This window comes from Mycobacterium sp. HM-7 (genome assembly GCF_053852335.1).
On record NZ_CM132657.1, the window covers coordinates 2,115,532 to 2,128,752 of the forward strand.

General features: G+C 67.8%; 13 protein-coding genes. 8 read left to right on the forward strand and 5 right to left on the reverse strand.

Annotated elements, in window-relative coordinates; all coding sequences use genetic code 11:
* Positions 1–12 precede the first annotated feature (12 nt).
* The gene (locus ACWW1C_RS10150) at positions 13–1,188 is read right to left on the reverse strand and encodes a PQQ-dependent sugar dehydrogenase (RefSeq protein WP_455983313.1); all 1,176 of its coding nucleotides are present in this window, start codon (positions 1,186–1,188) and stop codon (positions 13–15) included.
* A 139-nt stretch (positions 1,189–1,327) separates the two neighbouring features.
* Between ACWW1C_RS10150 and ACWW1C_RS10155 the strand changes: the two genes are divergently transcribed.
* A complete protein-coding gene (locus ACWW1C_RS10155; RefSeq protein WP_455983314.1) occupies positions 1,328–2,224 on the forward strand; it encodes a DoxX family protein in 897 nt (298 codons plus the stop codon).
* A gap of 35 nt (positions 2,225–2,259) precedes the next feature.
* Here the strand turns inward: ACWW1C_RS10155 and ACWW1C_RS10160 are convergent, their stop codons facing one another.
* Entirely contained in the window at positions 2,260–2,670 is a 411-nt protein-coding gene (locus tag ACWW1C_RS10160) for a PH domain-containing protein (protein ID WP_455983315.1), read from the reverse strand.
* Positions 2,671–2,931: 261 nt separating this feature from the next.
* On the opposite strand from ACWW1C_RS10160, the gene ACWW1C_RS10165 reads away from it, so the two are divergent.
* From ACWW1C_RS10165 to ilvC, 3 genes are all read left to right on the forward strand, one after another.
* Positions 2,932–4,782, forward strand: a complete 1,851-nt coding sequence (locus ACWW1C_RS10165) for an acetolactate synthase large subunit (RefSeq protein WP_455983316.1) — start codon at positions 2,932–2,934, stop codon at positions 4,780–4,782.
* Positions 4,783–4,819: 37 nt separating this feature from the next.
* Positions 4,820–5,326 carry an acetolactate synthase small subunit gene (ilvN, locus tag ACWW1C_RS10170; RefSeq protein ID WP_155899492.1) on the forward strand — a complete coding sequence of 169 codons (507 nt, stop codon included), beginning with the start codon at positions 4,820–4,822 and terminating at the stop codon, positions 5,324–5,326.
* A gap of 83 nt (positions 5,327–5,409) precedes the next feature.
* Complete coding sequence (gene ilvC, locus ACWW1C_RS10175) at positions 5,410–6,411, forward strand: ketol-acid reductoisomerase (protein WP_455984222.1); 1,002 nt, start codon at positions 5,410–5,412, stop codon at positions 6,409–6,411.
* A 63-nt stretch (positions 6,412–6,474) separates the two neighbouring features.
* Here the strand turns inward: ilvC and ACWW1C_RS10180 are convergent, their stop codons facing one another.
* From ACWW1C_RS10180 to ACWW1C_RS10190, 3 genes are all read right to left on the reverse strand, one after another.
* Entirely contained in the window at positions 6,475–6,804 is a 330-nt protein-coding gene (locus ACWW1C_RS10180; protein WP_455983317.1) for a hypothetical protein, read from the reverse strand.
* Positions 6,805–6,958: 154 nt separating this feature from the next.
* The gene (wrbA, locus tag ACWW1C_RS10185; protein WP_455983318.1) at positions 6,959–7,558 is read right to left on the reverse strand and encodes an NAD(P)H:quinone oxidoreductase; all 600 of its coding nucleotides are present in this window, start codon (positions 7,556–7,558) and stop codon (positions 6,959–6,961) included.
* A gap of 14 nt (positions 7,559–7,572) precedes the next feature.
* The gene (locus ACWW1C_RS10190) at positions 7,573–9,033 is read right to left on the reverse strand and encodes a phytoene desaturase family protein (RefSeq protein ID WP_455983319.1); all 1,461 of its coding nucleotides are present in this window, start codon (positions 9,031–9,033) and stop codon (positions 7,573–7,575) included.
* A gap of 87 nt (positions 9,034–9,120) precedes the next feature.
* Between ACWW1C_RS10190 and serA the strand changes: the two genes are divergently transcribed.
* The 4 genes from serA to bla are packed head-to-tail and all read left to right on the forward strand — an operon-like array spanning position 9,121 to position 13,216.
* Positions 9,121–10,707 carry a phosphoglycerate dehydrogenase gene (gene serA, locus ACWW1C_RS10195; RefSeq protein WP_455983320.1) on the forward strand — a complete coding sequence of 529 codons (1,587 nt, stop codon included), beginning with the start codon at positions 9,121–9,123 and terminating at the stop codon, positions 10,705–10,707.
* Positions 10,704–11,714, forward strand: a complete 1,011-nt coding sequence (locus ACWW1C_RS10200) for a 3-isopropylmalate dehydrogenase (protein WP_455983321.1) — start codon at positions 10,704–10,706, stop codon at positions 11,712–11,714. Before serA ends, ACWW1C_RS10200 begins: the two co-directional genes overlap by 4 nt.
* Before the next feature lie 13 nt (positions 11,715–11,727).
* Entirely contained in the window at positions 11,728–12,306 is a 579-nt protein-coding gene (locus ACWW1C_RS10205; protein WP_455983322.1) for a hypothetical protein, read from the forward strand.
* A gap of 28 nt (positions 12,307–12,334) precedes the next feature.
* Positions 12,335–13,216, forward strand: coding sequence for a class A beta-lactamase (gene bla, locus ACWW1C_RS10210; RefSeq protein WP_455983323.1), 882 nt, complete (start codon positions 12,335–12,337; stop codon positions 13,214–13,216).
* The last annotated feature ends 5 nt before the right edge of the window (positions 13,217–13,221 follow it).

Genomic DNA, 13,221 nt, shown 5'->3' on the forward strand with positions numbered 1-13,221 from the left:
TCGGGCGCCAAATTACGTCTTGTCGTCCGTGCTACGCGGGAATCCGCCCTGGGGGAACAGCGGGAATACGACGTCGTCGAACTTCTCGACGTCGCCGGCCGTCTTGTTCACCGTGGCGCCCCAGACATTGCCGTCGGGGGAGAGTTTCAGCGCGAAGACGTGGCCATGGGTGTCGGTGCGCAGGGCCTCGGGGTCGCCCGTGACCGCTCCGGTTTCCTTGGACAGCCGGACCGCCACCGTCTTCTTCGTGTTGACCAGGTTGACCATGACGGTGTCGTCGGTCGCCACGCAGCCGGCGACACCGGGCCGGTCGGGCCAGTTCCACACCGTGGAAACCTTCGAGTCCTTGGTGATCCGCTGCAGCCGGTCGCCGGTCGGGGTGCGGTCGGTGACGTACAGCGCGCCGCTCGCGCCGTCGATGCACAGCCCGCCGCCGGAACCCATGCCCGACAGCGCGGTCGTCGGCGGCGCCTGGCCGACGGTCGTCGGCTGTTCGATGCGCAGCAGCTTGCCCGCCAGCGAAGCCGGATCGGCTGCCGCAGCGGGGTTCCCGGCGTCTCCGGTGAGCACCACGAGAGTCGTCGGGCTGCTGAAGATCAGAGCTCCGGTGTTACCCGTGGGGCCCTTGGGGATGCCGGTGAGAATCGGCTTGGGCACGTCCCCGTCGGCGATCCGGACCACGCGGTTGTCGGTGGGCGTGGTGATGTACGCGTACATCAATCGGTCCTGCTGGTAGCTCGGTGACAGCACGATGTCCATGAGCCCGCCGTCGCCGGAGGCGTCGACCGGAATCACGGTCTTGACCTTGGGTTCCGCGGTCGTGGAGATGTTCTTGATGGCGCCGGTGACCCGTTCGGCGACGATCGCCGACTTGCTGTCGCCGCCCATGATCAGACCGCTGGTGCTCTCCAGGCAGCCCTGCAGGACGGCCGGGGCCGGGCAGGCCTTCGGGAACGGGTTCGGCGGCAGCGGCGGCGGGGGCGGCGGGGGTGAGCTGGGTGCCCCGCCGAGGTCCGGCTCGATGGTGAACGGCTCGGATGCCGCGGAATCGAAACGGGCGCAGGCGGGCAGCGCCAGCAAAGCGATGGCGCACAGCGCCAGGACCCGTCGAGCGGGTGCAGAGCTGGAACGCTCAGGCCGGTGTTCGGGCCTCGTCAGCGCAGTCCGCGTCGACCGCCGCAATGTCATGCCCGCCAGGTTACGGACTGTTCGACGATGCTCGCCACGTCGGGGCCGCGCGCCGGGCCGGGCAAATCCCGTGAACAAGCCGCCCAAACCGCCCCTCAAATCCACGGTCAGCAGTGCAATTGCACTTACCCTGGCAACTATGACCAGTACTTCCCATGGCTCGCGTGCATGGCAACGGCCCGACGAGTCGGCCGCCAGGCCCGCGTCGGCACGCCTGGTCGATCCCGAAGACGACCTGCCCATCACGACCTACCGCGGCAGTGGTGGTGCGGACGGCGGTGAGACCGCCGCGACCACCGCCATCCCGCGATTCGACACCGATTCGTCCGACGAGGCGACCGAGGTGACGGCTGCACCGTCGGCGACGCCGTCCGCGATGGCGTTCGATCTCATGCACGAACCCGAGCCGCTGCCGTACGTGCAACCCCGGGAACGCAACTCGCAGCAAGCTGTCGAGCCCGCCGAGATCGAGCCCGACCCCGAGACCGATGCCCGGGTGCGCGTGGCCAAGCGCCGCGGCACCCAGGACCTGGGGCTCATGGTGTTGCGCGTCGGCCTCGGCGCGTGGCTGGTGGTCCACGGGTTACAGAAGGCCTTCGGGTGGTGGGGCGGCCAAGGCCTGAACGGGTATGAGCACGCGCTGGCGGCTGCCGGCTTCAAGCACGCCGGGATACTGACCTATCTCGCCACCGGGGCGCAGATCGGTGCCGGGGTCCTGCTGGTGCTGGGGCTGTTCACTCCGGTGGCCGCCGCTGTCGCCCTGGGTTACCTGGTCAACGCCCTCGCGGTGGAGGTGGCCGCACAACCCGTGCACGGCTACTTCCCGTATTTCCTGCCCGAGGGCCACGAGTATCTGGTGACCATGATCGTGCTGGCCGCGGGGCTGACGCTGACGGGACCGGGGCTCTACGGCTTCGACGCCGGACGCGGTTGGGCCCGACGCCCCTTCATCGGTTCGTTCGTCTGCCTGCTGATCGGTGTCGGCGCCGGCATCGGCGCGTGGCTGCTGCTGAACGGCTCAAACCCGCTGCACTGAGCGGGTCCGCTCGATCGATGCCGAGCGGGGCCGGTTCACTCGTTGTACGGGTTGGGCACGACGCCGCCGCTGGCGGCGGTCAGCACCGGCAATGACGCGAACGTCACACCCGGCAGTCGCAGGTCGGTGCCGTCGGTCAATTCGGCCTTGGCCCACTTGGAGCGGTCGAAACGAAGTCCCTTGATGTCCTGCCACGTCACCGTCCGGCTGCCGAGCAGCGACCGCGCGGTGACGCCTTTCTTGTCGGCCACCGTGCGGTAGCGAATCACCATCGCCGACAACAGAATCGGGATGACGAGCAGCACCGCGCACCACGCCGGCCCGGCGAACACCAGGGCCAGCAAGCCGATGGCGAAGAACCCGACCGCCAGATGGGCGACCCCCGGGATCTTGATCACGACGGGTTGGGCTGCGGTCGAAGAGGTTCGGCGGCTCACATCAGTCATCTTCCCAGGCGCTCGGTGCGCCGGTTGCCGGGTGTGTCCGCCAAGGGAACTGATTTGACCTGCGCGCGCAGTGGGGACTACCGTCCTTGCTTATGCAGAACTCGGGATTGCTTGTAGTAACTGGGCGCGTTGGTGCGTGACCAGGCTGACTAAGCCGACTACAAGCATCGACGCGCAACCCTCGTACAGCCACCCACGCTGACGGGGGTTTTTTGTTTGCCCGAGAACGCCGAAAACCGCAACGAGATCAAGAGGACAAGAGTGAGCGCACCCACCACGCGACCGCCAGAGTCGACGCAGCAGGCCCACGGCACCAGTGGCCTCAGTGGTACGGCCAACGGTTCTTCCAAAGCCGTTGCCCCAGAACAGATGACCGGTGCTCAGGCCGTCGTCCGGTCGCTCGAGGAACTCGACGTCGACACCATCTTCGGCATCCCCGGTGGTGCCGTGCTGCCGGTCTATGACCCGCTGTTCGACTCGAAGAAGGTCCGCCACGTCCTCGTGCGGCACGAGCAGGGTGCCGGCCACGCCGCATCGGGCTACGCGCACGCCACCGGCAAGGTCGGCGTGATGATGGCCACCTCGGGTCCGGGCGCCACCAACCTGGTCACGCCGCTGGCCGACGCCCAGATGGACTCGATCCCGGTGGTCGCGATCACGGGCCAGGTCGGACGCGGGCTGATCGGCACCGACGCCTTCCAGGAAGCCGACATCTCCGGCATCACCATGCCGATCACGAAGCACAACTTCCTGGTCCGCAACGGTGACGACATCGCCAAGGTCATCGCCGAGGCGTTCCACATCGCGGCTTCCGGCCGTCCCGGCGCCGTCCTCGTCGACATCCCGAAGGACGTCCTGCAGGGTCAGTGCACCTTCAGCTGGCCGCCGGTCATCGACCTGCCCGGCTACAAGCCGAACACCAAGCCGCACAGCCGCCAGGTGCGCGAGGCCGCCAAGCTGATCGCCGCGTCGCACAAGCCTGTGCTGTACGTCGGCGGTGGCGTGATCCGCGGCGAGGCGTCCGCGGAACTGCTGGAACTCGCCGAGCTGACCGGCATCCCCGTCGTCACCACGCTGATGGCGCGCGGCGCGTTCCCCGACAGCCACCCGCAGCACATGGGTATGCCGGGCATGCACGGCACGGTGTCGGCCGTGGCGGCGCTGCAGAAGAGCGACCTGCTGATCGCCCTCGGCACCCGCTTCGACGACCGGGTCACCGGCCAGCTGTCGTCGTTCGCGCCCGACGCCAAGGTGATCCACGCGGACATCGACCCCGCCGAGATCGGCAAGAACCGCCACGCCGACGTGCCGATCGTCGGTGACATCAAGAACGTCATCATCGACCTGCTCGCGGCGCTGCGCCGTGACGGTGTTGCCGCCGACACGCTCGACCTGGCCGACTGGTGGACCTACCTGAGCGGCATCAAGGAGACCTATCCGCTGAGCTACGGCCCGCAGAGCGACGGCAGCCTCTCGCCGGAGTACGTCATCGAGAAGCTGGGCCAGATCGCCGGGCCGGACGCCCTGTACGTGGCGGGCGTCGGTCAGCACCAGATGTGGGCCGCGCAGTTCATCAAGTACGAGAACCCGAAGACCTGGCTGAACTCGGGTGGTCTCGGCACCATGGGCTTCTCCATCCCGGCCGCGATGGGCGCCAAGTTCGCCCGCCCCGAGGCCGAGGTGTGGGCCATCGACGGTGACGGCTGCTTCCAGATGACCAACCAGGAGCTGGCCACCTGCGCCCTCGAAGGGGCGCCGATCAAGGTCGCGCTGATCAACAACGGCAACCTGGGCATGGTGCGGCAGTGGCAGACGCTGTTCTACGACGAGCGTTACAGCCAGACCAACCTGTCGACGCACTCGCACCGCATCCCGGACTTCGTGATGCTGGCCGAGGCGCTGGGTTGCGCCGGTCTGCGTTGCGAGCGTGCCGAGGACGTCGAGGACGTCATCCGGCAGGCCCGCGAGATCAACGACCGCCCCGTCGTCATCGACTTCATCGTCGGGGCCGACGCGCAGGTGTGGCCGATGGTCGCCGCCGGCACCAGCAATGACGAGATCATGGCGGCGCGCGATATCCGTCCGCTGTTCGACAACGAGGATCAGGTGTAGTGATGAGCGCTTGCGCGAAGAACCAAGGAGCCCAGGCGTGACTACTACGCATACGTTGTCGGTCCTGGTCGAGGACACGCCCGGTGTGCTCGCCCGCGTGGCGGCGCTGTTCTCCCGGCGCGGCTTCAACATCCAGTCGCTCGCGGTCGGAGCGACCGAGCAGAAGAACATGTCCCGCATGACGATCGTGGTCTCGGTCGAGGAACAGCTGCCGCTGGAGCAGATCACCAAGCAGCTCAACAAGCTGATCAACGTGATCAAGATCGTCGAGCAGGAGCCGGACAACTCCGTCTCCCGCGAGCTGGCGCTGATCAAGGTGCGGGCCGACGCCACCACCCGTGGACAGGTGATCGAGGCCGTCAACCTGTTCCGCGCGAAGGTCGTCGACGTGTCGACCGAATCGCTGACCGTGGAGGCCACCGGCACCCAGGAGAAGCTCGACGCATTGCTGCGAGTGCTGGAGCCGTATGGTATTCGCGAGCTGGTGCAGTCCGGTGTGGTTTCGTTGGCGCGCGGTCCGCGTGGCATCGGCGCGGCCAAGTAACCGAGCTGGACACCAAAGCAAACTCGAACAACAGATCTTCGAACAAGAGAAACAAGGGTAAGGAAAAGCAAGTGGCAGTTGAGATGTTCTACGACGACGATGCGGACCTGTCGATCATCCAGGGGCGCAAGGTCGCGGTCATCGGCTACGGCAGCCAGGGACACGCGCATTCGCTTTCGCTGCGCGACTCGGGTGTGCAGGTCAAGGTCGGTCTGAAGGAGGGCTCGAAGTCCCGCGAGAAGGTCACCGAGCAGGGCCTCGAGGTCGACACCCCGGCCGAGGTCGCCAAGTGGGCCGACGTCATCATGCTGCTGGCGCCCGACACCGCGCAGGCCGAGATCTTCACCAACGACATCGAGCCGAACCTGGAAGACGGCAACGCGCTGTTCTTCGGCCACGGCCTCAACATCCACTTCGGCCTGATCAAGCCCCCGGCCAACGTGACCATCGGCATGGTGGCCCCGAAGGGCCCGGGTCACCTGGTGCGTCGTCAGTTCGTCGACGGCAAGGGTGTGCCCGCGCTGATCGCCGTGCACCAGGACCCCAAGGGTGAGGGTCAGGCACTGGCGCTGTCCTACGCCAAGGGCATCGGTGGCACCCGCGCCGGCGTCATCAAGACGGACTTCAAGGAAGAGACCGAGACCGACCTGTTCGGTGAGCAGGCCGTGCTCTGTGGCGGTACCGAGGAACTGGTGAAGGCCGGTTTCGAGGTCATGGTCGAGGCCGGTTACGCGCCGGAGATGGCCTACTTCGAGGTGCTGCACGAACTGAAGCTGATCGTCGACCTGATGTACGAGGGTGGCATCGCCCGCATGAACTACTCGGTGTCCGACACCGCTGAGTTCGGTGGCTACCTGTCCGGTCCGCGCGTCATCGACGCCGACACCAAGGAGCGCATGCGCGCCATCCTGAAGGACATCCAGGACGGCACCTTCGTCAAGCGCCTGGTCGCCAACGTCGAGGGCGGCAACAAGGAGCTCGAGGGTCTGCGCAAGGCCAACGCCGAGCACCCCATCGAGGTCACCGGCAAGAAGCTGCGCGACCTGATGAGCTGGGTCGACCGGCCGATCACCGAGACCGCTTAGTCAGTTGCCGAAAGGCCGGTTGCAGCACGCGAAACAGCGTGCGGCAACCGGCCTTTCGTCGTTTCAGCAGACGGCGTAGCCGATGGCGGCCAGCGCGCGGGTCACGTTGCGCCCGTCCGCGCTGCCCGGCAGCTTCTGGGTCCGGTCGATCGCCAGTCCTTCGCCCGCCACCGCGTAGATCTCGGTCGACACCGGGTCATCGGGTTCGGGTGGTTCGAGACGTCCATCCGGGTAGATGCACTGTGCCCGCATCGCCCAAATGCTCTGCTCGACGGCGACCACGTGATAGCCGCACAACGGCGGGCGCATCTGATACAGCTGGCGATCGCCGACCGCGAACCACCGCTCATTGGGTACCGAACCGACCAGGCGGGCCGTGCCTCCGAAGATCACCCATCCACGCTAAGCCGGGTTCGACGGGTGCTCCGACGCCAATTTCTCACTGACCTCTGTCTACCCACACTCGGACCGACTTCAAATCGCAAGTGCCGCAGGAGAGACGACGCGCCGGAGCCAGAAGCGCACGACACGCCGGACCTGCGAATGCCTAGTCGCTCAGCTTGTCCGCAACCGAGACCACCCGGCGCGCCAGGTGGTCCAGCGCGGCGTAGGTGTTGTCGTCGAACTGGCGGATGTTGTCGTGGTTGGCCAGCAGACTCACGCCGTAGGGATTGCCGTCGGCGAACTTGAGTGGGTCGGTGTAGCCGGGCGGGACGATGATGCCGCCCCAGTGCATCAGCGTGATGTACAGCGACAGCAGCGTCGTCTCCTGCCCGCCGTGCGCGGTGTTGGTCGAGGTGAACCCGGCGTACACCTTGTCTGCCAGCTCGCCCTTCGACCACAGCCCGCCGAGGGAGTCCAGGAATCCCCGCAGCTGCGATGCGACCGAGCCGAATCGGGTCGGCGAGCCGAAGATCACCGCGTCGGCCCAGACGATGTCGTCTCCGGTGGCGGCCGGAAGGTCTTTGGTCGCTTCGTAATTCGCGGTCCACGCCGAGTTGTGGGCGAACGACTCGGGAGCGGCGGTCTCGGCGACGGGCCGCAGCCGCACCTCGGCGCCCAACGATTCGGCGGTGCTCGCGACCCGCTGCGCCATGGAAGTGCCGTGCCCCGTTGCGGAGTAATAGATCACAGAAAGCTTGGCCATGAGCCAAGCCAACACTATGGCGCCAGCGACGGCAGCGTCTTCACCCCGAATTCACGACGCAGCACGGTGCGCGCGGCATAGAGACCCGCCATGCCGTGGACTCCGGTACCCGGCGGGGTGGCCGACGAGCATAGATAGGCCTTGGGGATCGGGGTGGTCCACGGATCGGCCCGCAGCGTCGGTCCGATCATCGCGGCCTTGAGCGTCGCGCCGCCGACGATGATGTCGCCGCCGACATAGTTGGCGTTGTGCTGCGACATCGCGGCCGCCGGCACCGCGCGGGCCGCCAGCACGAGATCGCGGAAACCCGGTGCGGCGTCTTCGAATAACCCGATGACCGTCTCGGTCTGGTCGACGGTCGAGCCCGCGGGGACGTGGCAGTACGTCCACAGTGGCCGGCGCCCCTGGGCATCGATGCGCGACGGGTCGGCGAGGTGGGGCAGGGAGGCCAAGGTCATGGGGTGGTCGGCATGACGGCCTCGCCAGATCTCGCGTTCGGCGTGCGCCATCTGAGCCCGGGTGCCGCCGAGGTGGACGGTGGGTGACGACGCCATCCGCGGGTCACGCCAGGGGATTTCGCCCGACAGCACGAAGTCGATCTTGCACACGCCGGGGCCGAACTTGTAGCGGCGCAGCGCTTTTGCGTAGCGGCTCGGAACGGCCGGTCCGTAGATGTCGAGCAGTGCGGTCGGTGAGGTGTCGTAGATGACGACGCCGTCGGGCGGGCTCGTCACGGGCGAGCCGGTGATCAGCTCGCCGCCGTGCGCCCGCAGGTCGGCGATCAGCGCATCGGTGATGGTCTGGGTGCCGCCGACGGGGACGGGCCAGCCCGCCGTGTGCGCGACGGTGCTGAGCATGATGCCCGCGCCGCTGTTGACGGGCGACGGAATCGGGTGGATGGCGTGCGTGCCCACGCCGGTGAACAGCGCCTGGGCGTCGTCGCCGCGCAGCAGGCCCCACGCCGGGCTGCCCTGAGTGAGCACCCGCAGTCCCGCGCGAACGGTGCTCGGCAGGTCCGGCGGCAACGAACGCTTGTCACCGAGGAAGAAACCGAGGACGCCGTCGACGTGCTCGACCAACGGGCCCAGCAGCCGGCGCCACGACGAGCCGTGCGTCAGCTCCGCGCAGGTGCGCTCGAGCGAGCGGTATCCGATCGCGGCACGTCCAGAGACCTTTCCCGTCGCTTCGCTCGCCCCGGCGGGCAGGGGATTGGCGTACGAGATCTCCGGCGTCACCATCTGCACACCGCGCGCGGCCAGGTCGAACTCCGCGAAGAACGGCGACGCCACACCCAGCGGATGCACCGCCGAACAAATGTCGTGCAGAACGCCTGGATATTCCGGGTCGGGGGCGCTGCGCGCACCGCCGCCGGGCGTCGGCTGGCCTTCGATGACCCGGACCGACAGCCCCGCTCGCGCGCAGATGACGGCCGCGGCCAGTCCGTTGGGCCCACTACCGACCACGGTGACGTCCACCACTCGATGGTAGTGACGGCCGACGACAACCCAGATCAAGGCAACCGCGATTGGTAGCGCGGCCATGCCGCCCACTAGTCTGTGCGCGTGAGCCTTCCTGTCGTACTCATCGCTGACAAACTCGCCGAATCGACCGTCGCCGCCCTCGGCGACCAGGTAGAGGTCCGTTGGGTCGACGGACCCGACCGCGAAAAGCTGCTGGCCGCCGTGCCGGACGCCGACGCCCTGCTGGTGCGCTCGGCTACCACCGTGGACGCCGAGGTGCTGGCCGCGGCGCCCAAGCTCAAGATCGTCGCCCGCGCCGGCGTCGGCCTGGACAACGTCGACGTCGACGCCGCCACCGCGCGTGGCGTGCTGGTCGTGAATGCCCCGACCTCGAACATCCACAGCGCCGCCGAGCACGCGCTGGCATTGCTGCTCTCGACGGCCCGCCAGATTCCGGCCGCCGACGCCACGCTGCGCGAGCACACCTGGAAGCGCTCCAAGTTCTCGGGTACCGAGATCTTCGGCAAGACCGTCGGCGTCGTGGGCATGGGCCGCATCGGCCAGCTCGTCGCGCAGCGTCTGGCCGCGTTCGGCGCGCATATCGTCGCCTACGACCCCTACGTGTCGCAGGCCCGTGCCGCCCAGCTCGGCATCGAGCTGCTGACGCTCGATGAGCTTTTGGGTCGCGCTGATTTCATCTCGGTGCACCTGCCCAAGACCAAGGAAACCGCCGGCCTGATCAACAAGGACGCGCTGGCCAAGACCAAGCCGGGCGTCATCATCGTCAACGCGGCCCGCGGTGGCCTGATCGACGAGCAGGCCCTGGCCGACGCGATCACCAGCGGCCACGTCCGTGGCGCCGGTCTCGACGTGTTCGCCACCGAGCCCTGCACCGACAGCCCGCTGTTCGAGCTGCCGCAGGTCGTCGTCACCCCGCACCTGGGCGCCTCCACCGAAGAGGCCCAGGACCGCGCGGGCACCGACGTCGCCGCGAGCGTGAAGCTGGCGCTGGCCGGCGAGTTCGTGCCGGACGCCGTCAACGTCGGCGGCGGTGTCGTCGGCGAAGAGGTCGCGCCGTGGCTCGACCTGGTGCGCAAGCTCGGTCTGCTGGTCGGTGCCCTGGCACCGGCGCTGCCGGCTTCGCTGAACGTGGAGGTGCTCGGCGAGCTGGCGTCGGAAGACGTTGAGATTCTGAAGCTTTCGGCGATGCGCGGCCTGTTCTCGGCCGTCATCGAGGACCAGGTGACGTTCGTCAACGCGCCGGCGCTGGCCGCCGAGCGCGGCGTCGAGGCCGCCCTCACCACGGAGTCCGAGAGCCCCAACCACCGCAGCGTCGTCGACGTGCGCGCCGTGGCCGCGGACGGTTCGGTCTTCAACGTGTCGGGCACCCTGAGCGGCCCGCAGCTGGTCGAGAAGGTCGTGCAGATCAACGGCCGCAACCTGGACCTGCGTGCCGAGGGCGTCAACCTGATCCTCAACTACGGTGACCAGCCGGGCGCGCTCGGCAAGATCGGCACCCTCCTCGGTGGGGCCGACGTCAACATCCTGGCCGCCCAGATGTCGCAGGATTCCGACGGTTCGGGCGCGACGGTCATGCTGCGGCTGGACCGCGAGGTGCCCGCCGACGTGCTCGGCGCGATCGGCGACGCCGTCGGCGCGACCACGCTGGAACTGGTGGACCTGTCGTGAAGCTCGCCGTCATCGCCGGTGACGGCATCGGCCCCGAGGTCATCGGCGAGGCACTGAAGGTCCTCGACGTCGTGCTGCCGGGTGTCGAGCGCACCGAGTACAACGTGGGTGCCAAGCGCTATCACGAGACCGGCGAGACGCTGCCCGACGGCATGGTCGACGAGCTCAAGACGCACGACGCAATCCTGTTGGGCGCCATCGGCGATCCGTCGGTGCCCAGCGGCGTGCTCGAGCGCGGCCTACTGCTGACCATGCGGTTCGCCCTGGATCACCACGTGAACCTGCGGCCGTCGCGGTTGTTCGCGGGCGTCGACAGCCCGCTGGCCGGCAACCCGGACATCGACTTCGTCGTCGTGCGCGAGGGCACCGAGGGGCCGTACACCGGCACCGGCGGCGCCATCCGTGTCGGCACCCCGCACGAGGTGGCCACCGAGGTGTCCACCAACACGCGGTTCGGCGTCGAGCGCGTGGTGCGCTACGCCTTTGAAAAAGCACGGACCCGGCGCAAGCACCTGACCTTGGTGCACAAGAACAACGTGCTGGCCTTCGCCGGCTCGCTGTGGACGCGCACGCTCGACGAGATCGCCACCGAGTACCCGGATGTCGAGACCGCGTACATGCACGTGGATGCGGCAACCATCTATATGGTGACCGACCCGGGCCGGTTCGACGTGATCGTCACCGACAACCTGTTCGGCGACATCATCACAGACCTGGCCGCGGCCGTCTCCGGCGGCATTGGCCTGGCGGCATCGGGCAACATCGACGCGACGGGCACCAACCCGTCGATGTTCGAGCCGGTGCACGGTAGCGCGCCCGATATCGCCGGTCAGGGTCTTGCCGACCCGACTGCCGCCATCGTGAGCGTGGCGCTGCTGCTGACTCACCTCGGCGAGACCGAAGCCGCGGCCCGCGTCGACAAGGCTGTGGCCGAGCATCTTTCGACGCGCGGCGACGCCAAACTCTCGACGTCGGAGACCGGCGAGCGGATCCGCAGCTTCCTTTAGTGCCGTGATCGGCATGACCGGCCTCGCCACCCTCACCAGGCTGTTCGCCATCGGCTCGACGTTCTTCGCGCTGGCCACGGTTCCGGGGTTCCCCTCGGCGGCCGGGGCCGGTGCGGCGAACGTGTTGTGCTTCGTCGGATCGTGGTTCTTCACCACGGCGGCGCTGATGCAATACGTGCTGGCGCCCCCGGGGATCCAATGGTGGTCGGCGGCAATCCAATTCATGGGCACCGTGTTGTTCAACGTCAGCACCGGCGCGTCCGTGTGGGCGCACGCCGTGCTCGCCGAGCGTCGCTACGTCTGGGCGCCCGACGCAGCCGGCTCGCTGGCGTTTCTCCTCAGTGGCCTGCTGGCCGTCCTCGTCGTCGGCCTGTGGTCACCGAAATCCGTTGACTGGCAGGCATCCTGGATCAACCTGATGGGCTGTGTCGCATTCGAGGTCTCGGCGCTGGCGGCGTTCGTCCGCACGACCGGTGTGACGGTCGACGAGTGGCTGGCCAATTTCGGGACCTTCGTCGGAGCCTTGTGCTTCCTGGTCGCCGCGCTGTTGGTGCGGCCCAAGGGCGATCCCGATAAATGTCGTTTGGCGTAGCGCGCCGATGCATGGTTGGCTGGGATGCGTGGGGGTATCGCTGAGCCGACGGGATTTCATCGTCGGGTTGGCCGCGACGGGTGTGCTGGCCGGGTGCCGGCCCGCCCAGGCGGACGAGCCGACCAGCTTCGCGGATTTGGAAGATCGCTATCAGGCGATAATCGGCGTCTACGCAGTTGATCTGGAGTCTTCGGCGACGGTCGAGCACCGTCCCGACGAGCGGTTCGCGATCTGCTCGACCTTCAAAGCGTATGCGGCGGCACGCATCTTGCAGATGGCCAAGGCAGGCCAGGTGAATCTCGATGCCATGGTGCCCATTACCGCTGCGGACATCGTGGTCAACTCGCCGGTGCTGGGCCAGGCGGTGGGGGCGCGGATGGAGTTGCGGGAGATTTGTGCCGCGGCCCTGACCCAGAGCGACAACGCCGCAGGCAACATCATGTTGCGGACCATCGGCGGGCCGCCCGCGTTGACGAATTTCGCCCGTTCGATCGGTGATTCGCAGACGCGACTGGATCGCTGGGAACCGGACCTCAACGACGCGGCTCCCGGCGACCTCCGCGACACCACCACACCACGGGCCCTGTGCGGCGGATACCGTGCGATTCTCGTCGGCGACGCGTTGTCCGGCGCGAGCCAGTTTCAGCTGCAACGGTGGATGAGCGACACCACCACGTCGACCAGGCGTTTTCGCGCGGGGCTGCCCGCGGGATGGACCAGCGCGGACAAGACCGGCAGCGGTGACTACGGGTCGACCAACGACGCCGGCATGCTCATCGGACCCAAACGCGAGCGGGTCATGCTCACGGTGTTGGTCCGTACGCGCACGCTGCGGCGCGACGCCGGGCCGTTCAACGAGGCGGTAGCGGAGTCCGTGCGATCAGTGCTGGCGCGCCTCGGCCACGGTTAGTGTTG

Bases quoted from the DNA above. Each gene is read 5' to 3' on its own strand.
- ACWW1C_RS10150 (WP_455983313.1), bottom strand. From the start codon at position 1,188: ATGACATTGCGGCGGTCGACGCGGACTGCGCTGACGAGGCCCGAACAC.
- ACWW1C_RS10155 (WP_455983314.1), top strand. From the start codon at position 1,328: ATGACCAGTACTTCCCATGGCTCGCGTGCATGGCAACGGCCCGACGAG.
- ACWW1C_RS10160 (WP_455983315.1), bottom strand. From the start codon at position 2,670: ATGACTGATGTGAGCCGCCGAACCTCTTCGACCGCAGCCCAACCCGTC.
- ilvC (WP_455984222.1), top strand. From the start codon at position 5,410: ATGTTCTACGACGACGATGCGGACCTGTCGATCATCCAGGGGCGCAAG.
- wrbA (WP_455983318.1), bottom strand. From the start codon at position 7,558: ATGGCCAAGCTTTCTGTGATCTATTACTCCGCAACGGGGCACGGCACT.
- ACWW1C_RS10205 (WP_455983322.1), top strand. From the start codon at position 11,728: ATGACCGGCCTCGCCACCCTCACCAGGCTGTTCGCCATCGGCTCGACG.